The sequence below is a fragment of the Enterobacter cloacae complex sp. P38RS genome, from assembly GCF_014930775.1.
In the GTDB taxonomy this organism is placed as follows: domain Bacteria; phylum Pseudomonadota; class Gammaproteobacteria; order Enterobacterales; family Enterobacteriaceae; genus Enterobacter; species Enterobacter bugandensis.
In genome coordinates, this window is sequence record NZ_JADBRS010000002.1 from 483,198 (window position 1) to 503,428 (window position 20,231).

At 53.6% G+C, this 20,231-nt stretch carries 21 protein-coding genes; 15 read left to right on the forward strand and 6 right to left on the reverse strand.

What is annotated here, in order from left to right; all coding sequences use genetic code 11:
• The first annotated feature begins 13 nt into the window (after positions 1 to 13).
• Positions 14 to 682, forward strand: a complete 669-nt coding sequence (locus IM303_RS05725) for a YecA family protein (protein WP_049001195.1) — start codon at positions 14 to 16, stop codon at positions 680 to 682.
• Between the two features lie 34 nt (positions 683 to 716).
• Here IM303_RS05725 and tyrP read toward each other — a convergent pair whose 3' ends face one another.
• The 3 genes from tyrP to yecR form a co-directional block, all read right to left on the reverse strand.
• Positions 717 to 1,928, reverse strand: coding sequence for a tyrosine transporter TyrP (gene tyrP, locus IM303_RS05730; protein ID WP_193359700.1), 1,212 nt, complete (start codon positions 1,926 to 1,928; stop codon positions 717 to 719).
• A gap of 244 nt (positions 1,929 to 2,172) precedes the next feature.
• On the reverse strand, positions 2,173 to 2,670 hold the full coding sequence (gene ftnA, locus IM303_RS05735) for a non-heme ferritin (protein WP_028013664.1): 498 nt from the start codon (positions 2,668 to 2,670) through the stop codon (positions 2,173 to 2,175).
• 203 nt (positions 2,671 to 2,873) lie between these two features.
• Positions 2,874 to 3,212 carry a YecR family lipoprotein gene (yecR, locus tag IM303_RS05740; protein ID WP_049001189.1) on the reverse strand — a complete coding sequence of 113 codons (339 nt, stop codon included), beginning with the start codon at positions 3,210 to 3,212 and terminating at the stop codon, positions 2,874 to 2,876.
• Positions 3,213 to 3,466: 254 nt separating this feature from the next.
• Between yecR and IM303_RS05745 the strand changes: the two genes are divergently transcribed.
• The 3 genes from IM303_RS05745 to IM303_RS05755 all read left to right on the forward strand — a co-directional run bounded on the left by IM303_RS05745 (position 3,467) and on the right by IM303_RS05755 (position 4,668).
• Positions 3,467 to 4,105 (forward strand): RpiB/LacA/LacB family sugar-phosphate isomerase, encoded by a 639-nt coding sequence (locus tag IM303_RS05745; protein ID WP_028013662.1) that lies wholly within the window; start codon positions 3,467 to 3,469, stop codon positions 4,103 to 4,105.
• Positions 4,106 to 4,223: 118 nt separating this feature from the next.
• A complete protein-coding gene (gene azuC, locus IM303_RS05750) occupies positions 4,224 to 4,307 on the forward strand; it encodes a stress response protein AzuC (protein ID WP_014884364.1) in 84 nt (27 codons plus the stop codon).
• Between the two features lie 109 nt (positions 4,308 to 4,416).
• Complete coding sequence (locus IM303_RS05755) at positions 4,417 to 4,668, forward strand: DUF2766 family protein (RefSeq protein WP_008500405.1); 252 nt, start codon at positions 4,417 to 4,419, stop codon at positions 4,666 to 4,668.
• A gap of 40 nt (positions 4,669 to 4,708) precedes the next feature.
• On the opposite strand, the gene IM303_RS05760 is transcribed toward IM303_RS05755, so the two are convergent.
• Entirely contained in the window at positions 4,709 to 6,052 is a 1,344-nt protein-coding gene (locus IM303_RS05760) for an anaerobic C4-dicarboxylate transporter (protein WP_049001187.1), read from the reverse strand.
• Positions 6,053 to 6,215: 163 nt separating this feature from the next.
• The gene (locus IM303_RS05765; RefSeq protein ID WP_028013660.1) at positions 6,216 to 6,719 is read right to left on the reverse strand and encodes a non-heme ferritin-like protein; all 504 of its coding nucleotides are present in this window, start codon (positions 6,717 to 6,719) and stop codon (positions 6,216 to 6,218) included.
• Between the two features lie 787 nt (positions 6,720 to 7,506).
• Between IM303_RS05765 and araF the strand changes: the two genes are divergently transcribed.
• The 5 genes from araF to otsA all read left to right on the forward strand — a co-directional run bounded on the left by araF (position 7,507) and on the right by otsA (position 13,456).
• Complete coding sequence (gene araF / locus IM303_RS05770; protein ID WP_008500409.1) at positions 7,507 to 8,496, forward strand: arabinose ABC transporter substrate-binding protein AraF; 990 nt, start codon at positions 7,507 to 7,509, stop codon at positions 8,494 to 8,496.
• A 71-nt stretch (positions 8,497 to 8,567) separates the two neighbouring features.
• On the forward strand, positions 8,568 to 10,082 hold the full coding sequence (gene araG, locus IM303_RS05775) for an L-arabinose ABC transporter ATP-binding protein AraG (protein ID WP_028013659.1): 1,515 nt from the start codon (positions 8,568 to 8,570) through the stop codon (positions 10,080 to 10,082).
• A gap of 14 nt (positions 10,083 to 10,096) precedes the next feature.
• Positions 10,097 to 11,077 (forward strand): arabinose ABC transporter permease AraH, encoded by a 981-nt coding sequence (gene araH / locus IM303_RS05780; protein WP_032644894.1) that lies wholly within the window; start codon positions 10,097 to 10,099, stop codon positions 11,075 to 11,077.
• A 176-nt stretch (positions 11,078 to 11,253) separates the two neighbouring features.
• A complete protein-coding gene (gene otsB / locus IM303_RS05785) occupies positions 11,254 to 12,057 on the forward strand; it encodes a trehalose-phosphatase (RefSeq protein ID WP_028013657.1) in 804 nt (267 codons plus the stop codon).
• Positions 12,032 to 13,456, forward strand: coding sequence for an alpha,alpha-trehalose-phosphate synthase (gene otsA, locus IM303_RS05790; protein ID WP_028013656.1), 1,425 nt, complete (start codon positions 12,032 to 12,034; stop codon positions 13,454 to 13,456). Before otsB ends, otsA begins: the two co-directional genes overlap by 26 nt.
• Before the next feature lie 16 nt (positions 13,457 to 13,472).
• Here the strand turns inward: otsA and uspC are convergent, their stop codons facing one another.
• Positions 13,473 to 13,901, reverse strand: coding sequence for a universal stress protein UspC (uspC, locus tag IM303_RS05795; RefSeq protein ID WP_028013655.1), 429 nt, complete (start codon positions 13,899 to 13,901; stop codon positions 13,473 to 13,475).
• Between the two features lie 795 nt (positions 13,902 to 14,696).
• On the opposite strand from uspC, the gene flhD reads away from it, so the two are divergent.
• The 6 genes from flhD (at position 14,697) to cheW (ending at position 20,129) form a co-directional block, all read left to right on the forward strand.
• Positions 14,697 to 15,047: a flagellar transcriptional regulator FlhD gene (flhD, locus tag IM303_RS05800; RefSeq protein WP_028013654.1), complete on the forward strand. Its 351-nt coding sequence runs from the start codon at positions 14,697 to 14,699 to the stop codon at positions 15,045 to 15,047.
• A gap of 2 nt (positions 15,048 to 15,049) precedes the next feature.
• Positions 15,050 to 15,628 (forward strand): flagellar transcriptional regulator FlhC, encoded by a 579-nt coding sequence (gene flhC / locus IM303_RS05805; protein WP_013096051.1) that lies wholly within the window; start codon positions 15,050 to 15,052, stop codon positions 15,626 to 15,628.
• A gap of 123 nt (positions 15,629 to 15,751) precedes the next feature.
• On the forward strand, positions 15,752 to 16,639 hold the full coding sequence (gene motA, locus IM303_RS05810; RefSeq protein ID WP_008500417.1) for a flagellar motor stator protein MotA: 888 nt from the start codon (positions 15,752 to 15,754) through the stop codon (positions 16,637 to 16,639).
• Positions 16,636 to 17,565, forward strand: a complete 930-nt coding sequence (motB, locus tag IM303_RS05815; RefSeq protein ID WP_028013653.1) for a flagellar motor protein MotB — start codon at positions 16,636 to 16,638, stop codon at positions 17,563 to 17,565. Before motA ends, motB begins: the two co-directional genes overlap by 4 nt.
• 4 nt (positions 17,566 to 17,569) lie before the next feature.
• Positions 17,570 to 19,606: a chemotaxis protein CheA gene (cheA, locus tag IM303_RS05820; RefSeq protein ID WP_049001185.1), complete on the forward strand. Its 2,037-nt coding sequence runs from the start codon at positions 17,570 to 17,572 to the stop codon at positions 19,604 to 19,606.
• 19 nt (positions 19,607 to 19,625) lie between these two features.
• Positions 19,626 to 20,129: a chemotaxis protein CheW gene (gene cheW / locus IM303_RS05825; RefSeq protein WP_014884351.1), complete on the forward strand. Its 504-nt coding sequence runs from the start codon at positions 19,626 to 19,628 to the stop codon at positions 20,127 to 20,129.
• Positions 20,130 to 20,231 lie beyond the last annotated feature (102 nt).

Genomic DNA, 20,231 nt, shown 5'->3' on the forward strand with positions numbered 1-20,231 from the left:
AGGAGTGTCCGCGATGACGGAAGGTCCATTAAATGAAAGCGAAATGGCGTGGCTGGAAGAGACATTAATGTCTTACGGTCATGACGATGCGTCCGTGATTGACGTGTCCGAACTGGACGGCATGCTAACTGCAGTGCTTTCCGGCCCTGTTGTCGTTGAGCCAGATGCCTGGCTGGTGGCGGTGTGGGGCGGGGAGAAGTACATCCCGCGCTGGAAAAACGATCGCGAGATGAACCGTTTTATCGATCTCTGCTTTAAGCATATGAACGACATTGCCGAGCGCCTGAGCGAATATCCGGATCAGTTTGAGCCGCTGTTCGGCTATAACGACGTTGACGGTGAGAGTTACACCGTGGTCGAAGAGTGGTGCTATGGCTACATGCGCGGCGTGGCGCTGACGGACTGGTCAGCCTTGCCGGAAACCCTGAAGGCCGATCTCGACGTGATTGCCCTGCACGGAACGGAAGAGAACAGCGAGAAGCTGGATGAACTGTCCGAAGAGGAGTATATCGCCAGCATCGAGAGCATCCAGCCTGCGGCCCTGCGCTTATACAACTACTGGGTGGAGAACCCGCAGCAGCCGGAAGCGAAGAAGCCTGTCGTGAACGGCACGAAAGTGGGGCGTAACGATCCGTGTCCTTGCGGCAGCGGGAAGAAGTTTAAGAGCTGCTGCCTGCACTGATAAAAAAAGGGGCTGATGATAGCCCCTTTTATCTTTAACCCACTTCCGGCAGCATCCCGGCGGCAATCAACACCTGCACCAGAATAATCATTACCCCGCAGCCAAACACAACGCACAGCAGCGGTTTTCCTCCCGCGACGCGATATCCTTGCTGAGGATGCTGCTGACGGCTTTTCCACGCCAGCAGGGAAGGGAGCAGCAGGGCCAGGACAGAGAGCGCCACCCCCGCGTAGCCCAGCGCCATCACAAACCCGCGAGGGTAAAACAGCGCAAACGCCAGCGGCGGCAGGAAGGTAATGGCTCCGGTCTGTAACCGTCCGGCGGCAGTATTGCGACGCTGGAACAGGTCGGCCAGGTAATCGAACAGGCCGAGCGCTACGCCCAGGAACGAGGTCGCGAGCGCCAGGTCGGCAAACAGGTGAACCGCCAGCTCCACGTGCGGCGAGGTGACCACCTCGCGCAGAGACAACAGAAAACCGTTCAGGCCAGCGTGCTGCGCCATCAGCCCGACGAAGGTTGAAGAGTCAATGCTACCCTGCGTCACCAGCTGCCAGAAAATGTAGGCGATCAGCGGAATGGCGCTGCCGATAACAAACACACGACGCAGCTTGCGGACATCGCCGTCCATATAGCTGACGATGCTCGGCACGCTGCCGTGGAAGCCAAACGAGGTGAAAATGACCGGGATGGCGGAAAGCGCCAGCCCTTGCTCCAGCGGCAGCGTCAGCAGGTTCACCTTGTGCACGTGCGGTGCCAGCAGCGCCAGCATGACAACCAGAAACAGAATTTTGGCGCTGAACAGAAAACGGTTAAAGAGATCGACCAGCGATGTGCCCACGCAGACCACGCCGCCGCCAATAAGCGCAAAGAAGATAGCCCCCGTTGCAGGGGTAATGTCAGAGCCAAACCAGTCGTTGACGCTGGAGGCGATTAACTCCCCGGCACCGCTGATATACGCGGCCGTGAGGGCGTACATCAGGAACATCATGCTAAAGCCGGTGATCCACTGGCCGTAGCGTCCCAGGTAGCGCGCCGCCAGCGAACCCAGCCCGGTATCGGCGGGCACATGCTGGTAAACCTCAAGCAGCAGCAGTGCGGTATAGCACATTAGTGCCCAGAGCGTGCCAAGCAGCAGCAGGGTCATCCCAAATCCCACTCCCGCGGCAGCCAGAGGCATTGCCAGCATTCCTGCGCCAATCGTCGTTCCGGCGACGATAAAAATACTTCCCAGGGTTCTGTTCTTCACGCTTTCCTCTACAACGACGCTTAACCGCAACAAAATCTGCGGCGCAGAGTAAGGCAAAAGCGGTAATTCGTCAAACCACCGTTACAAGGAGTGTAATGAAAGGTTTACGTATTGCGCTACTGCCCATCCTGAGTGGGGCGACGGTCAGGCGTGACGTAAATAGGGCGTACGGGGAATAAAATGCGTGTTTTAATGCAGGGAAAGGTAAATTAGTGCGGCGCCGGAAACCGGCACCGCGCTGATATTAATTCTGCGTATCGAGAGTCGACAGTTCTTTATCAATAAAGTAAAGTCCTTCGCCGGATTTACCCACCAGGGATAATTTATCCAGCACGGATTTAAACAGCTTCTCTTCTTCGTGTTGTTCCGCAACGTACCACTGCAGGAAATTAAAGGTTGGATAATCCTGGCCGATCATTGCCGCATGAACCAGTTCGTTAATTTTCTGGGTTATCAGCTGTTCGTGCTCGTAGGTGGCGCGGAACAGTTCGTCGAGAGAATTATATTCAGCAAAAGGCGATGCCACGTTCTCAATGCGCGGCAGGCTGCCCGTATCGGTCAGATAATCAAACAGGCGCTGCATGTGGGTCATCTCTTCCTGGGCGTGACGACGCAGAAACGCGGCCGCACCTTCAAAGCTGTGATAGCTGCACCAGGCGCTCATCTGCTGGTAGAGAAGGGATGAATAGAGCTCAAGGTTCATTTGTGCATTGAGCTTGTCGATCATTTCAGTTTTCAGCATGGTGGCGCTCCGGATTATTATTACGGGTTCATAATGAGCGACACTATAATTTGTTATTTAATTATTTGCAAAACGTAAAATTAAATATTTGTTCTTTTAAAATACGAATGGGAATAAAACGCATTGGCGATATTTATTTTTATTAATGCGAATTATTTTTGTTCTTAGTTAAATAAAGCGCCAGCAAACGCTGGCAGCTTTGGTTAATACCAGGGATTATTTGCCTTAGGGTTAACGGCATACCCTATGCACTTATACTGGATAGTAACGCTCTCGTTCAGGCACAAAGAGCCGCTTGTCAGGGTACAGGTTTTGACCGGTTGCCCGTAGGCAGAGGCGGTGGCATAGCCCATGTTCTGACAGGCTTTTACCGCGGTACCGTTATTAACATATTCATCGGACCAGGCGTTTTGCAGCACGGCCTGGCCATAGTCGAGGCGGACAATGCCGTTCGGCGCGTCGAGGCTGCTGATTTCCGCCTGGCGTTTAACGCTGCATCCCGCGAGCAGCAGGACTGTAGCGGCTACGATGGCTCTTTTCATGGTTCGCTCTGAGTGGATGGAAATACGTTATCGTACCCGCAGATGCCCGCTGCAATGCCAGGAATAGCCGGACGATCTACCCTCACTCTTTGCAACGGACGGCGTAGATCCTCCCCTTCACAAAATTGTGAGCGTGCATTTAGTTTTTAAAACTGCATTTCATTTACTTTGAAAGTCTGTTTATTTGATGCCAGAATGAACGGGAACAGGTATCCATGGCGGGGAGTGCCCGCAGCGCATTCTGGAGAGACACGATGAAAATTGCACTGATGATGGAAAACAGCCAGGCGGCTAAAAACCCAGTCATATTAAAAGAGCTGAAAACGGTAGCCGATGAAAAAGGGTTCCCGGTTTACAACGTGGGTATGAGCGACGAAAACGATCATCACCTGACCTACATCCACCTGGGCATTATGGCGAGCATTTTGCTGAATGCGAAAGCGGTGGATTTCGTGGTCACCGGCTGCGGCACCGGGCAGGGGGCGCTGATGTCGTTAAACATCCACCCTGGCGTGATATGCGGCTACTGCATCGATCCCGCAGACGCGTTTCTCTTCGCGCAAATCAATAACGGCAATGCGCTCTCTCTGCCTTTTGCCAAAGGGTTTGGCTGGGGAGCGGAGCTAAACGTTCGCTTTATCTTTGAAAAGGCATTTACCGGCCGAAAAGGGGAGGGTTATCCTCCAGAGCGTAAAGAGCCGCAGGTGCGTAACGCCGGTATTCTGAACCAGGTAAAAGCGGCCGTGGTAAAAGATAACTATCTTGACTCGCTGCGCGCCATCGATCCTGAGCTGGTGAAGACCGCTGTTTCCGGCCCGCGTTTCCAGCAGTGCTTCTTTGAAAATTGCCAGGATAAAGCGATCGAGGATTTTGTTCGCAGTATCGTGGGGTAATGCGCACTGCGCAGTTTAAATTGTGATATTCGTCACAAAAATATTGATTTTTGTGACGATGGTCATATTATAGGCACATTGACGATAAAGTTGTATAACAAGTTAATGGAGCATCACAATGAAACTGCGCAAAATCCTGAAAAGTATGTGGGCCAATTACTGCCGCACTTTTAAAGACGTGCCGCCTGGCGCCATGTTCTGATAAAAAAAACCTGCTTCGGCGGGTTTTTTTGTGTCCTGCGGCAATGAAGGGCAGATGTCACGGGCCACGTTTTGATACTATGGCGGCCTTTGAATAAGGAGAAAGCCCCATGTCACAAAACCTGAGCGCCGATCAGGAACTGGTCTCTGACGTTGTCGCCTGTCAGCTGGTTATCAAGCAAATTCTTGATGTTCTGGACGTTATTGCACCGGTTGAAGTGCGCGAGAAGATGTCCACGCAGCTGAAAAACATCGATTTTGCCAGCCATCCCGCGGCTGCCGACCCGGTGACGCTTCGCGCGATCCAGAAAGCCATCGCGCTGATTGAACTGCGCTTTACGCCGCAGGGCGAGTCTCATTAAAACGCGAACGGGCGACCGCGCGTGTCGCCCGTTGAAAACGTTAAAAGAAGGTCTGGACCAGCAGGTAGCTCGCCGCGCAGGCGCAGCTCACGCCAATTAGCCCCGGCAGAATAAAGCTGTGGTTAATGATGAATTTGCCGATGCGGGTTGTTCCCGAGCGGTCAAAGCCGATGCAGGCTAAATCACTCGGGTAAGTCGGCAGAACAAAATAGCCGTAGGACGCCGGGAAGAAGGCGATCAGCATTTTTGGATCGATGCCCAGCATCAATCCCATCGGCGCCACGGCTGTCAGGGCCGCCGCCTGGCTGTTTACCAGCTTCGACACCAGGAAAAGCACGATGGCATACGTCCACGGATGGCTTTTCACCACCCCTTCCAGCGCCAGCTTTAACTCATCGAGATGCGCCTGGAAAAAGGTATCGCTCATCCACGCCACCCCGAACACCGAGAAGATCGCCACCATACCGGCCTTGAATACCGCACCGTTTGAGATGGCTGAGGCATTGACCTTGCAGGCCATCAGCATCACGGCACCGGCGATGAGCATCATCATCTGAATGACGAGGTTCATCGACAGGGCCGTCATTTTACCTTTCAGCTCGAAGGACGGGCGCAGGTCGGGGAAAGCCCCGAGCAGGACTACCACCGCAATGCCGGCAAAGAAAATCCATGTCGACCAGTAGGCCTGCTTCGGAAAACGCTGGTTCATTAACGTCTCCGTGCCGCCATAGATAAACTCGCGCTGTTTGGGGTCTTTCAGTTTCTCCTGAAACTCCCCGTCGTCAGCTAAATCTTTCCCCCGACGTAAACTCCACAGGGCCGCGATCGCGACGCCGAAAAGCGAAGCGGGAACCGATACGGCGAGGATTTCCAGGATCCCCCACGCGTGCCCAATCCCATGCTGTGCGGCCAGGATGGAGACCAGCGACACAACGGCGACGGAAACCGGAGACGCGGTGATCGCCATCTGGGATGCCACCGATGCCACCGCCATTGGGCGTTCCGGGCGGATCCCTTTTTTCAGGGCGATATCCGCAATGATGGGGAACATGGTGTAGACCACGTGCCCAGTGCCGCACAGAAAGGTCAGCATCCAGGTGGTAAAAGGGGCGAGAAGCGTGATGTGCTGCGGGTGTTTGCGCAGAAGGCGTTCAGCAAACTGCATCATGACGTTGAGGCCACCCGCGGTCTGCAGGGTAGCGGCACAGCCTATCACCGCGAGAATGGTTAACATGACGTCAACCGGAGGCTTGCCGGGCTGGAGCCCAAAGACAAAACACAAAATAAAAAGGCCAATACCGCTGATTAACCCAAGCCCCATGCCGCCGAAACGTGTTCCCGTCAGCAGGCAGAGGAGAATGACAACAAACTCAATGGTGATCATGCTTTTCCCTCGTCAATGATTATGTAATTAAATAAATCATTACATTTTGTAGGGTTAATCATTGAGAGCGAGATCTGATTTGTTAAATTTCAGCAAAAGCAGAGGGTTGGGGAGATAAGAAGGAACCTGCCTCCCTGAACCAGGGCCAAGGCAGGTTAAACGCTTAGTGGTGCTGCACCGTCACAAGATCGAGCAGGTGGCGGTCGGCTTGCTCCGGGCGTAAACCGGCCTGGCGCGCATTGTGGATCTCATCCGCCAGCGTTTTCAGCAGCATACCGTCCTGCTGCTGTTCTTTATCCATATCGCGTAAAAATTTAAGAGTGATGATGTCATGCTGTGCTCTGGCTTCATCGGCCAGCTTGTTGAGCGTCGTACAGCGCTGCTCATGCTCTTCCAGCGTTTTCTGGAACAGTTCTTCCAGAGAAGAGTAATTTTCGTTGATCCCATCAAGGGCTTTAACAACCGGGTTAGCCCCCGCGGCCTTCAGGAAGTTAAAGACGCGCATCATATGGGTGACGTTGCTTTGTGCCTGTGAACGAAAGAACGTGGCAGAGCCCGTGAGACTTTTTTCAGAACACCATGCACTTAGGTGAAGGTGCAGGTTCGAGGCGTAGAACTCAAGGTTCATCTGCGCGTTAAGTTTTTGCATCATCGTTTGGGTAGCCATACTCATATCCTTATAGACTGTGGGACGTGATGTCCGCTGCTTAACCTGACAGCCAGGCAAATACGAAGAAAAACAGAATTGCAATTTTTGCAGTGACTAAAATCGATCGAAAATTCACTTCCTGTGTTCGATATAAATAAGCATACCTTTGTCTTATGATTAAGAAAACTCTTAATTAGGCTGTGTTTACCATACATTACAAAGTTTAATATAGTACAAAAATACAAATATATAGCCACCAAATGAAATTTTATTAACCTGTTGATATTAAAGGTTAAGTGTCTTTCGAGGGATACTGATTTACTTTCGTGAACATTTAGCCGGAATAATGCTCTGTAAGAAAAATAAATACAGATTATTCATTTCAAATATATGATGCGTTGCTGAATTTGCGCTAAGTCAATTTTAACGGAATAACGCCTTTTCATGACGCGTTCGTTTTTTTGATGAAAAGCATGGACCCCCGTCAGGGGAGAGCCACAGCGACATCCGCCGTAAGGCATCAGGGATTTCTTAGCTAATCTTATGGATAATTCTGCTTACCCTGCTTTCATTTGTCAGACAATTCCTGCCTTTTTTATGTCATTTTTCGCTGAATTTATGTACGCAATTACTGTAATTCTGCGGTGTGATGGGGCTCTCTTATGGATGATTAATTTCCCGCTAAAACTATCACCAGCAATAACGCTTATGACGAGGTAAGCGCTAATGCCTTGTTTTAAGTCCGATTAAATAAGAAGCACGCAAATCTTCCCTACAGAAAAGAATGCTAAAGCTGGAGTTTACCATGCACAAATTTACTAAAGCGCTGGCGGCCATCGGTCTGGCTGCCGTTATGTCACAATCCGCTATCGCTGAGAATTTAAAACTCGGTTTTTTGGTAAAACAGCCGGAAGAACCCTGGTTCCAGACCGAATGGAAATTCGCTGATAAAGCCGGAAAAGATTTAGGTTTTGAAGTGATTAAAATCGCCGTGCCGGACGGTGAAAAAACCCTGAACGCCATCGACAGCCTGGCGGCCAGCGGCGCGAAAGGCTTTGTTATCTGCACTCCGGATCCAAAACTCGGATCGGCAATTGCGGCGAAAGCCCGCGGTTACGACATGAAGGTTATTGCGGTTGACGATCAGTTCGTTAACGCCAAAGGCAAACCGATGGACAGCGTTCCGCTGGTCATGATGGCGGCGACCAAAATCGGTGAACGTCAGGGGCAGGAGCTTTATAAAGAGATGCAGAAACGCGGCTGGGATGTGAAAGAGACCGCCGTCATGGCCATCACCGCAGACGAGCTGGACACGGCGCGTCGTCGTACGACCGGTTCAATGGACGCGCTGAAAGCGGCCGGCTTCCCTGAAAAACAGATCTATAAAGTGCCAACCAAATCTAACGACATCCCGGGCGCCTTTGACGCGGCGAACTCTATGCTGGTCCAGCACCCGGAAGTGAAGCACTGGCTGGTGGTCGGCATGAACGACAACACCGTGCTGGGCGGCGTGCGTGCGACGGAAGGTCAGGGCTTCAAGGCGCCTGACGTTATCGGGATCGGCATCAACGGCGTGGATGCGGTGAGCGAGCTGTCCAAAGCGCAGGCCACCGGCTTCTACGGCTCTCTGCTGCCAAGCCCGGACGTTCACGGCTACAAATCCAGCGAAATGCTCTACAACTGGGTCACCAAAGGGGCTGAACCGCCGAAATTTACCGAAGTGACCGACGTGGTGCTGATTACCCGCGACAACTTCAAAGAAGAACTGGCGAAAAAGGGACTGGGCGGTAAGTAATACGCTGTGATTGTGCCCCTTACTCGCCGTAAGGGGCCAGACGTACACACTACAGGAATCACGGAGTCGTTATGCAACAGTCTAATCCGTATCTCTCTTTTCGCGGCATCGGGAAAACGTTTCCCGGTGTTAACGCGCTGACCGATATCAGCTTCGACTGCTATGCCGGCCAGGTTCATGCCCTGATGGGGGAAAACGGAGCGGGGAAATCCACGCTGCTAAAAATCCTCAGCGGCAACTACGCGCCAACAACCGGCACGCTGGCCATTCGCGGTGAAGAGGTGGCCTTTGCCGATACCACGGCGGCGCTCAACGCCGGTGTCGCCATTATCTATCAGGAACTGCACCTCATCCCTGAGATGACCGTGGCCGAAAACATCTATTTAGGCCAGCTTCCGCACAAAAGCGGCGTGGTGAATCGTTCGCTACTTAATTATGAAGCGGGGCTGCAGCTTAAGCATCTTGGTCTGGACGTCGATCCCCAGACCCCGCTGAAATACCTCTCCATCGGCCAGTGGCAGATGGTTGAAATTGCCAAGGCGCTGGCGCGTAACGCCAGGGTTATTGCCTTTGATGAACCCACCAGTTCGCTTTCCGCGCGTGAAATCGAAAACCTGTTCCGCGTGATCCGCGAGCTGCGGCAGGAAGGCCGCACCATTTTGTACGTCTCGCACCGCATGGAGGAGATATTTGCGCTGAGCGATGCCATCACCGTATTTAAGGATGGGCGCTATGTGCGCACCTTTACCGATATGCAGCAGGTTAACCATGACCAGCTTGTTCAGGCGATGGTCGGGCGCGATCTGGGCGATATCTATCACTGGAAACCGCGCGAGTACGGCCCCGAGCGCCTGCGTCTGGACAACGTCAAAGCGCCGGGCGTGCGGACGCCGGTTTCGTTATCCGTACGCAGCGGTGAGATCGTCGGTCTGTTTGGCCTTGTAGGGGCGGGGCGCAGCGAGCTGATGAAAGGGCTGTTCGGCGGTACACGCATTACCGCAGGGCAGGTCTCCATTGACGGCGAGCAGGTGGATATCCAGAAACCCGCCCACGCAATCAGGGCCGGGATGATGCTCTGCCCGGAAGACCGCAAGGCGGAGGGGATCATTCCGGTGCATTCGGTGCGCGACAACATCAACATTTCCGCCCGGCGTAAATTTATCCGCGCGGGTTGCCTGATTAACGACGGCTGGGAGTCGAGCAACGCCGACCATCATATTCGCTCGCTGAATATCAAAACGCCGGGACCGGAACAGCTGATTATGAATCTGTCAGGAGGAAACCAGCAGAAGGCCATTTTAGGCCGCTGGCTGTCGGAGGATATGAAGGTCATTCTGCTGGACGAGCCGACGCGCGGTATCGATGTGGGCGCAAAACACGAGATTTACAACGTGATATATGAACTGGCAAAACGCGGCGTGGCGGTGCTGTTCGCCTCCAGCGATCTGCCTGAGGTGCTTGGCGTTGCTGACCGCATTGTAGTGATGCGCGAAGGCGAAATCGCCGGTGAATTACTTCATGAACAGGCGAATGAACAACAGGCGTTGAACCTCGCCATGCCTAAAGTCAGCCAGGCTGTCGCCTGAGTAAGGAGTTAATGATGTCCTCTGTTACTACATCCGGAGCGCCGAAGTCGGCTTTTAGTTTTGGACGCATCTGGGATCAGTACGGCATGCTGGTGGTCTTTGCCGCACTCTTCATCGCCTGTGCAATCTTCGTCCCTAATTTTGCCACCTTCATTAATATGAAAGGGCTGGGACTGGCGATTTCCATGTCCGGCATGGTGGCCTGCGGCATGCTCTTCTGTCTGGCCTCCGGTGATTTCGACCTGTCGGTGGCCTCGGTTATCGCCTGCGCGGGCGTCACCACGGCGGTGGTGATCAACATGACGGAAAGCCTGTGGATTGGCGTTTTTGCCGGTCTGTTGCTCGGCGTGATCAGCGGTCTGGTGAACGGTTTTGTTATCGCACGCCTGAAGATTAATGCCCTGATTACCACGCTTGCAACGATGCAGATAGTCCGCGGTCTGGCCTATATCATCTCCGACGGTAAAGCGGTAGGGATTGAAGACGAGCGCTTCTTTACGCTGGGCTACGCCAACTGGCTGGGCCTGCCTGCGCCTATCTGGCTCACCGTGGCCTGCCTGATCCTGTTCGGCTTCCTGCTGAACCGCACCACCTTTGGCCGTAATACGCTGGCGATCGGCGGCAATGAAGAAGCGGCTCGTCTGGCAGGGGTGCCGGTTGTACGCACCAAGATTATTATCTTCGTGCTCTCCGGGCTGGTCTCCGCCGCGGCGGGGATTATTCTGGCGTCGCGTATGACCAGCGGCCAGCCAATGACTTCTATCGGTTATGAGCTGATCGTCATCTCGGCGTGCGTTTTAGGGGGCGTTTCCCTTAAAGGAGGCATCGGAAAAATCTCATATGTGGTGGCCGGTATCCTGATTTTGGGCACGGTGGAAAACGCCATGAACCTGTTGAATATTTCGCCGTTCTCTCAGTACGTCGTGCGCGGCCTGATCCTGCTGGCAGCCGTGATTTTCGACCGTTACAAGCAAAAAGCGAAGCGTACCGTGTAACCCCAGCGCTGACTTTTTATTGCTCAACTAATAACCATAGTTGACCTCTGAACCGCCTCGCCAGTTTTGCTGGCGGGGCGGTTGTCAAATGGCGAGGCCCATCACACTGTCTATACTTACATGGCTATGAAAGAGGTAAAGGCGTTTACCTCTCGTAAACCGTAAGGAGGATTAGGGTGGCTGACTTGTTAACCGCACCGCCTGTACTGCCCGGAAAATATGCTTTCTTTTTTGACCTCGACGGGACGCTCGCCGGGATCCAGCCGCATCCTGACGACGTGGTCGTACCGGATACGGTGCTAGAGAATTTGCAGCAGCTCTCTCGACTGAACGAGGGCGCATTGGCATTGATTTCAGGGCGCTCAATGGCCGAGCTGGACGTGCTCGCCAGTCCTTACCACTTTCCGCTGGCCGGTGTACACGGAGCGGAGCGCCGCGATATCCATGATCAACTGCATGTTGTATCACTCCCCGATACCTTAATTCAGGCGTTACATACTGAACTCTCCTCTGCGCTGGCGTCGCTCCCGGGCACGGAACTGGAAGCGAAAGGCATGGCGTTCGCCTTGCACTATCGGCAGGCTCCGCATCACGAAGCGGCGATCTTTGCGATTGCCCGCAGCGTGGCCGATGCACATCCGCAGCTCGCGCTGCAGCCGGGGAAGTGCGTCGTTGAGATAAAACCTGAGGGCATCAATAAGGGAGCCGCTATTGCGGCGTTTATGGCGGAACCGCCATTTAAGGGACGTACACCGGTATTTTTTGGCGATGACCTGACCGATGAGGCCGGTTTTCGCGTGGTGAAACAGGCCGGAGGGATCGCCGTCAAGGTAGGGCCTGGTGACACTGTCGCAGAGTGGCGTCTGGCGAATGTCGAGGCCGTCTGGCAGTGGATTTCTGATATCGCTAACCAGCAACAACAACAAATAGCGCAAAACAAAGGGGGAAACCATTATGGGTCGCTTAGTCGTCGTCTCTAACCGAATTGCACCGCCTGATGATAAAAAAGCCAGTGCAGGTGGCCTGGCGGTAGGGGTATTAGGTGCCTTAAAAGCTGCTGGCGGGCTGTGGTTTGGCTGGAGCGGTGAAATCAATGAACAAGAGAAACCGCTTAAAAAGGTAACGCGCGGGAACATTACGTGGGCATCATTTGCGCTCAAAGAGAAAGACTATGACGAGTATTACTCGCAGTTCTCCAACGCGGTCCTGTGGCCTGCGTTTCACTATCGTCTTGACCTGGTGAAATTCCAGCGTGAATCCTTCGAGGGCTACTCGCGGGTGAATGCGCTGCTGGCGGATAAACTGCTGCCTTTAATTGAGGAAGACGATATTTTATGGATCCACGATTATCATCTGCTCCCCTTCGCCAGAGAGCTGCGTAAAAGGGGAGTCAATAACCGAATTGGCTTCTTCCTGCACATTCCGTTCCCGACGCCGGAAATTTTCACCGCGCTGCCGCCGCATGAAGAACTGCTGGAGGCGCTGTGTGATTATGACCTGCTGGGCTTCCAGACCGAAAATGACCGTCTCGCGTTCCTGGACTCCGTGTCAGGCAAAACGCGCCTGGTAACCAACGGCGGCAAAACCCATACGGCGTGGGGAAAAACCTTCCACACCGAGGTCTATCCGATTGGTATTGAACCCGACGAAATTGCGGAACAGGCCTCGGGCCCGCTGCCGCCGAAGCTGGCCCAGCTTAAGAATGAACTCAAGCACGTGAAGAATATCTTCTCGGTAGAGCGTCTGGATTATTCCAAAGGGTTGCCGGAACGCTTCCTGGCGTATGAAACACTGCTGGATAAATACCCTCAGCACCACGGTAAAATCCGCTATACCCAGATCGCGCCAACGTCGCGCGGGGAAGTGCAGGCCTATCAGGATATTCGTCATCAGCTGGAGACCGAAGCGGGGCGCATTAACGGGCGCTACGGCCAACTGGGCTGGACGCCGCTCTTTTATCTGAATCAGCATTTTGACCGTAAGATCCTGATGAAGGTCTTCCGCTACGCCGACGTTGGCCTGGTTACGCCGCTGCGTGACGGGATGAACCTGGTGGCAAAAGAGTATGTGGCGGCTCAGGACCCGGCGGATCCGGGCGTGCTGGTGCTTTCCCAGTTTGCCGGGGCAGCGAACGAACTGACCTCAGCTCTGCTCGTTAACCCTTACGATCGGGATGATGTGGCAAATGCCCTCAACCGCGCGCTGACCATGCCGCTGACGGAGCGAATTTCCCGCCATGCCGAAATGATGGAGACGATCCGGAATAACGATATAAATCACTGGCAGGCGCGTTTTATTCAGGATCTACGCGAAATAGCCCCGCAAAGTCACGAAGGCGATCTGCAAAAAAAGATCGCGACCTTCCCTAAACTCGCCTGATATTCCTCTGGGGGGGTTAAGCCCCCCCAAGCGGCACTAACAGCACGTCAACCTGGCTTGAGGCAATAATAGATTTTGCCGCGCAGGTAGCCCTCGATATAAAGCTGTGGTTATGGTTCCCGCAAATCACTAAATCAATATTCTGCTTGCGGCACATATCAAGAATATGGGCATTCAGTTCCCCCGTCGCAATAACGGTTTGATCAATGGGGTACTCTGCTTTTTCGACAAGCTCTCGCAGAAACTGCTGCGTTTCCTCCTGCAAAACCTCACGAATATCTTCCAGCATCGGGGCCGCCAGTTGATTGTACATCTCGGGCTCGGCCGCGAGGGTAATGAGGCTGATGCGCGCATTATGCGGCCGGGCGATGGAAACGGCCCGGGCGACAAGCTGGTGGCTTTCGGGGGAAACGGCAACAGAAACAAGAAGATGGGAGTAACTCATGGCGCACTCCTTAGATGCCTGACAGACAGCGTTTCATCACCATTACCGCGAATTTCCTGGTTTCGCAAGACTTGAATACGACATTAGTGTGAAGCTTATCATAATTATTCATTAATTATTCTTATAAGAAGAATAACTGATAAATGCGCCTAAATGAAAAAAATTAACAACTTAACGTAAGTCACACAAATCCTCGCTTTCACTATTAAATCGTTCTAACAAGTTATAAACGCATTTCGAATGATCACGCAATGAAACAATTTTTTTGCCAGAAATGCATAACTGTATGTTTTATCGAAGTAATCAAAATGTGTCCCTGACGCATACGCGATGTAAACGATTGCTGATACCGCACGCACGGGTAAAAGCACATTGCGTGCCACTTATTCTCACGCGTATGCATGAGTATTCGTCGATTAAGAATACAAAACAGTGCTGATTGCTTAAAAAATGAGCAAATTAGAAGTCATACTGATGGATTTATGGGTAACATTCACTTAAATTGTGTGACGCGGATCACATTTTTTTTAAATTTGAGGGTGGCTGCATTGTATGTGTCAAATCTGGCGAGTAGAGTTTGCGTCGAATTAGGAAAAATCTTAGTTATTTGTAAGAAATGATAAAACCTGTAAGAGATGTAACCGCGTTGCATCCCTTACGCGTTTGGATGAATACAAACCTAGATTCAACTATGCATTTAGCCTTTTCTTTTTTATACCGGGTGATTTCCCGGCGACATCACGGGGTGCGGTCTTTCCGCATAAAAATAATAGTTGGTTATTCGGGATGGGAACAATGCATACATCCGAGTTGCTAAAACATATCTATGACATCAATTTGTCATATTTACTGCTCGCGCAGCGTTTAATTAGTCAGGACAAAGCGTCCGCGATGTTTCGTCTGGGTATTAACGAAGAAATGGCAACCATGCTGGGTGGATTAACCCTCCCGCAGATGGTAAAACTGGCGGAAACGAATCAACTGGTGTGCCAGTTCCGTTTTGATAATCCGCAGACGATAACGCGTCTGACGCAGGAATCCCGCGTGGACGATCTGCAACAGATCCATACCGGTATCCTGCTCTCCACTCGCTTGCTTAGCGACATCAGTCAGCCTGATGACGCAGCCCGTAAGAAAAGGGCCTAGCAATGAGCGAAAAAAGCATTGTTCAGGAAGCGCGTGACATACAGCTGGCCATGGAGCTGATTACGCTGGGTGCTCGTTTACAAATGCTGGAAAGCGAGACTCAGCTGAGCCGTGGTCGCCTCATCAAACTGTATAAAGAGTTACGCGGTAGTCCCCCGCCGAAAGGCATGCTGCCGTTTTCTACGGACTGGTTTATGACCTGGGAGCAGAACATCCACGCTTCCATGTTCTGTAATGCCTGGCAGTATCTTCTCAAAACCGGTTTGTGTAGCGGCGTAGACGCCGTGATCAAAGCGTACAAACTTTACCTTGAACAATGCCCACAGCAGGAAGAAGGCCCTCTGCTGGCGCTGACCCGCGCATGGACGCTGGTGCGTTTTGTTGAGAGCGGAATGCTTGAACTGTCGCGCTGCAATTGTTGCGACGGCAATTTTATTACCCATGCTCATCAGCCTGCAGGCAGCTTCGCCTGTAGTTTATGTCAGCCGCCGTCCCGGGCAGTAAAAAGACGTAAACTTTCCCGGGATGCTGCCGATATTATTCCACAACTGCTGGATGAACAGATCGAACAAGCTGTTTAACCCGAACGTGTGGGCAAGATTCCAGCAGCGGTAAGTCATTACCGCTGCTTTTTTTTACCCCGCAAACGGTAAACGCTGCGAGCTGGACGTCCTTGCCATAGTCACTAGCGGAAGGATGATGTCGTGCTTATCTTATTAGGTTACCTGGTAGTTCTCGGTACAGTTTTCGGCGGTTACATGATGACCGGCGGGCACCTTGGAGCACTCTATCAACCGGCTGAACTTATTATCATCGGCGGCGCAGGGGTAGGGGCTTTTATCGTTGGCAACAACGGTAAATCGATCAAGGGCACGTTGAAAGCAATTCCATTGCTGTTCCGTCGCTCGAAATACACCAAAAGCATGTATATGGATCTGCTGGCGCTGCTCTATCGCCTGATGGCGAAGTCGCGTCAGCAGGGGATGTTCTCGCTTGAACGGGATATCGAAAACCCGAAAGAGAGCGAAATTTTTGCCAGCTATCCGCGCATTCTGGCGGACGCCATGATGCTGGATTTCATCGTCGATTACCTGCGTCTCATCATCAGCGGCAATATGAATACCTTCGAAATTGAAGCGCTGATGGACGAAGAGATCGAAACCCACGAAAGCGAATCTGAAGTGCCGGCCAACAGCCTGGCGCTGGTGGGCGACTCCCTTCCGGCGTTTGGTATCGTGGCGGCGGTCATGGGGGTGGTACACGCCCTGGCCTCGGCGGACCGCCCGGCGGCTGAACTGGGCGCGCTGATTGCCCATGCGATGGTGGGCACCTTCCTCGGTATTTTGCTGGCTTATGGTTTTATCTCTCCGCTGGCAAGCGTGCTGCGCCAGAAAAGCGCGGAAACCACCAAAATGATGCAGTGCGTGAAGATCACGCTGCTCTCTAACCTCAACGGTTACGCGCCACCGATCGCGGTTGAATTTGGCCGTAAAACGCTTTACTCCAGCGAGCGTCCGTCGTTTATCGAGCTTGAAGAACACGTGCGCGCGGTGAAAAACCCAAACCAACAGACGACAACTGAGGACGCATGAAAAACCAGTCCCATCCGATCGTCATTGTCAAAAAACGCAAGCACAAGGGCGGCGGGCACGGTTCCCACGGCTCCTGGAAAATCGCGTACGCCGACTTTATGACCGCTATGATGGCGTTCTTTCTGGTGATGTGGCTGATCTCGATCTCCAGCCCGAAGGAGCTTATCCAGATTGCCGAATATTTCCGTACCCCGCTGGCGACGGCGGTGACCGGTGGGCCGCGTATCTCTAACAGCGAAAGCCCGATCCCTGGCGGCGGCGATGATTACACCCAGCAGAAGGGTGAGGTGAAAAAAGAGCCGAACATCGACGAGTTGAAACGCAAGATGGAGCAGGCGCGTCTGAAAAAACTGCGTGGCGATCTCGACCAGCTGATTGAAGCAGATCCTAAACTGCGCGCGCTGCGGCCGCACCTGAAAATCGATCTGGTCCAGGAAGGGCTGCGTATTCAGATTATCGACAGCCAGAACCGCCCGATGTTTAAAACCGGGAGTGCGGAAGTTGAGCCGTACATGCGCGATATTTTACGCGCCATTGCGCCGGTGCTGAACGGCATTCCTAACCGAATCAGCCTGTCGGGCCACACGGATGACTTCCCGTACGCCAGTGGGGAGAAGGGATACAGCAACTGGGAGCTTTCTGCCGATCGTGCCAACGCCTCGCGTCGCGAGCTGGTGGCAGGTGGGCTTGATGATGGCAAGGTACTGCGCGTGGTCGGCATGGCAGCAACCATGCGGGTCTCCGACCGCGGGCCGGATGACGCCATCAACCGTCGTATCAGTCTTTTAGTGCTGAACCAGCAGGCGGAGCAGGCCATCCTGCACGAAAACGCCGAAAGTCAGAATGAGTCACTGGACGATTTAAAACAGCCTGGGGCCGTCCCTGCGGCTGCCGTTCCAACATCGCCACCAGCCAATCCGAGGTGATAGCGTGAGCATGGATATTAGCGATTTTTACCAGACATTCTTCGATGAAGCCGACGAACTGTTGGCGGATATGGAGCAACATTTGCTCGATCTGGTGCCCGAAGCACCGGACTCCGAGCAGCTCAATGCCATCTTCCGCGCGGCGCATTCTATTAAAGGCGGAGCCGGAACGTTTGGATTTACCATCCTGCAGGAAACGACCCATTTAATGGAAAACCTGCTTGATGAAGCACGACGCGGTGAGATGCAGCTCAATACCGACATTATCAACCTGTTTTTGGAAACCAAAGATATTATGCAGGAACAGCTCGACGCCTATAAAAGTTCGGCAGAGCCTGATGCCGCCAGCTTTGAATACATCTGCAATGCGCTGCGCCAGCTCGCCCTGGAAGCAAAAGGTGAGGTCGCTGCAGCCGTTGTCCCTGTGGCAAAGCTGAGCGTTGTCGATGCGGCTGCTGCTGAAGAGGCCGCGCCAGCCGCCGCGCAAGCGGGCAAGCTGCGCGTTGTGCTGTCACGCCTGAAAGAGAGCGAAGTTAACCTGCTGGAAGAAGAGCTGGGTAACCTGGCGAAATTAAGTAACGTAGTGAAAGGCAAAGACAGCCTCGCAGCGACCCTCGATGACGGTATCAGTCAGGACGATATCGTGGCGGTGCTGTGCTTTGTCATTGAAGCCGACCAGATCGCCTTCGAAACGGAAGCCGCCGCGGTAGCAGCTCCGGCTGCAGAAGAAGAGGTTGCTGTCGTTGCCCAGGCCGCCGCACCGGCTGTGGCCCCAGCGGCCCCGGTGCTGAAGGCGGTGCCAAAAGAGGCCGCGGTGCCTGGCCGTGGTGAAAAACCTGCCGCGCGCTCCAGTGAGTCCACCAGCATTCGCGTTGCCGTTGAGAAGGTTGACCAGCTGATTAACCTGGTTGGCGAACTGGTGATCACCCAGTCCATGCTGGCGCAGCGTTCTAACGAACTCGACCCGGTCACGCACGGCGATCTGATCACCAGCATGGGCCAGCTTCAGCGTAATGCCCGCGACCTGCAGGAATCGGTCATGTCCATCCGCATGATGCCGATGGAATATGTCTTCAGCCGCTTCCCGCGCCTGGTGCGCGACCTTGCCAGCAAGCTGAATAAGCAGATTGAACTGACCCTGATGGGCAGCTCTACGGAGCTGGATAAGAGCCTGATCGAGCGCATCATCGACCCGTTAACGCACCTGGTGCGTAACAGCCTCGACCACGGTATTGAACTGCCGGAAAACCGCATTGCCGCCGGGAAATCTCCAGTCGGGAATCTCATCCTCTCTGCGGAACATCAGGGCGGGAACATCTGCATCGAAGTGACCGACGACGGCGCGGGCCTTAACCGCGAGCGCATCCTGGCGAAAGCCATTTCACAGGGGATGGCGGTGAATGAAAACATGACCGACGAAGAAGTGGGCATGCTGATCTTCGCGCCGGGCTTCTCGACCGCCGAGCAGGTGACGGACGTTTCCGGACGCGGCGTCGGCATGGACGTGGTGAAACGTAACATTCAGGAGATGGGCGGCCACGTTGAGATCCAGTCTAAACAGGGCTCCGGCACCACCATCCGCATCCTGCTCCCGCTGACGCTGGCGATCCTCGACGGCATGTCGGTCAAAGTCGCGGACGAAGTCTTCATTCTGCCGCTGAACGCGGTGATGGAATCCCTCCAGCCGCGTGAAGAAGATCTGCATCCGCTGGCGGGCGGCGAGCGCGTCCTCGAAGTGCGCGGTGAGTACCTGCCGCTGGTCGAGCTGTGGAAAGTGTTTGAAGTGGACGGGGCGAAGACCGAGGCCACGCAGGGTATCGTGGTGATCCTGCAAAGCGCGGGCCGTCGCTACGCGCTGCTGGTCGATCAGCTGATTGGTCAGCACCAGGTGGTGGTGAAGAACCTCGAAAGCAACTACCGCAAGGTGCCGGGTATTTCTGCTGCCACCATTCTGGGGGATGGTAGCGTAGCGCTGATCGTCGACGTGTCGGCGCTTCAGGGATTAAATCGTGAACAACGTGTGGCGTACACAGCCGCCTGATTAAGTAGAAGGTAATAACATGACCGGTATGAGTAATGTAACGAAACTGGCGGGCGAGCCATCAGGGCAGGAGTTCCTGGTATTCACTTTGGGCGATGAGGAGTACGGCATCGATATCCTGAAAGTGCAGGAAATTCGTGGTTACGACCAGGTTACCCGCATCGCTAACACGCCTGCGTTTATTAAAGGCGTCACCAACCTGCGCGGCGTGATTGTGCCCATCGTGGATCTGCGCGTGAAGTTCAGCCAGGGCGACGTTGACTACAACGACAATACCGTGGTGATCGTCCTCAACCTGGGACAGCGCGTGGTGGGTATCGTGGTGGATGGCGTATCTGACGTGCTTTCCCTGACCTCTGACCAGATTCGTCCTGCGCCGGAGTTTGCGGTCACGCTGTCGACCGAATACCTGACCGGCCTGGGGGCGCTCGGCGAGCGTATGCTGATTCTGGTGAACATCGAAAAGCTGCTGAACAGCGAAGAGATGGCGCTGCTGGATATCGCGGCGAATCATGTAGCGTAGGTAAATGCAAAACGGCAACCCAGGTTGTAATGCCGATCAGTTAAGGATCGGTTGACCGATCCAGTGGCTGTGTAAGAATCCGGAAATGCTCACCCGTTTCCG

What these genes read in the sequence shown, in the direction of transcription:
- IM303_RS05725 (WP_049001195.1), top strand. Translation starts at nt 14, where the DNA reads ATGACGGAAGGTCCATTAAATGAAAGCGAAATGGCGTGGCTGGAAGAG.
- ftnA (WP_028013664.1), bottom strand. Translation starts at nt 2,670, where the DNA reads ATGCTGAAAACTGAAATGATCGACAAGCTCAATGCACAAATGAACCTT.
- yecR (WP_049001189.1), bottom strand. Translation starts at nt 3,212, where the DNA reads ATGAAAAGAGCCATCGTAGCCGCTACAGTCCTGCTGCTCGCGGGATGC.
- IM303_RS05745 (WP_028013662.1), top strand. Translation starts at nt 3,467, where the DNA reads ATGAAAATTGCACTGATGATGGAAAACAGCCAGGCGGCTAAAAACCCA.
- azuC (WP_014884364.1), top strand. Translation starts at nt 4,224, where the DNA reads ATGAAACTGCGCAAAATCCTGAAAAGTATGTGGGCCAATTACTGCCGC.
- IM303_RS05755 (WP_008500405.1), top strand. Translation starts at nt 4,417, where the DNA reads ATGTCACAAAACCTGAGCGCCGATCAGGAACTGGTCTCTGACGTTGTC.
- IM303_RS05760 (WP_049001187.1), bottom strand. Translation starts at nt 6,052, where the DNA reads ATGATCACCATTGAGTTTGTTGTCATTCTCCTCTGCCTGCTGACGGGA.
- IM303_RS05765 (WP_028013660.1), bottom strand. Translation starts at nt 6,719, where the DNA reads ATGGCTACCCAAACGATGATGCAAAAACTTAACGCGCAGATGAACCTT.
- araF (WP_008500409.1), top strand. Translation starts at nt 7,507, where the DNA reads ATGCACAAATTTACTAAAGCGCTGGCGGCCATCGGTCTGGCTGCCGTT.
- araG (WP_028013659.1), top strand. Translation starts at nt 8,568, where the DNA reads ATGCAACAGTCTAATCCGTATCTCTCTTTTCGCGGCATCGGGAAAACG.
- araH (WP_032644894.1), top strand. Translation starts at nt 10,097, where the DNA reads ATGTCCTCTGTTACTACATCCGGAGCGCCGAAGTCGGCTTTTAGTTTT.
- otsA (WP_028013656.1), top strand. Translation starts at nt 12,032, where the DNA reads ATGGGTCGCTTAGTCGTCGTCTCTAACCGAATTGCACCGCCTGATGAT.
- uspC (WP_028013655.1), bottom strand. Translation starts at nt 13,901, where the DNA reads ATGAGTTACTCCCATCTTCTTGTTTCTGTTGCCGTTTCCCCCGAAAGC.
- flhD (WP_028013654.1), top strand. Translation starts at nt 14,697, where the DNA reads ATGCATACATCCGAGTTGCTAAAACATATCTATGACATCAATTTGTCA.
- flhC (WP_013096051.1), top strand. Translation starts at nt 15,050, where the DNA reads ATGAGCGAAAAAAGCATTGTTCAGGAAGCGCGTGACATACAGCTGGCC.
- motB (WP_028013653.1), top strand. Translation starts at nt 16,636, where the DNA reads ATGAAAAACCAGTCCCATCCGATCGTCATTGTCAAAAAACGCAAGCAC.
- cheW (WP_014884351.1), top strand. Translation starts at nt 19,626, where the DNA reads ATGACCGGTATGAGTAATGTAACGAAACTGGCGGGCGAGCCATCAGGG.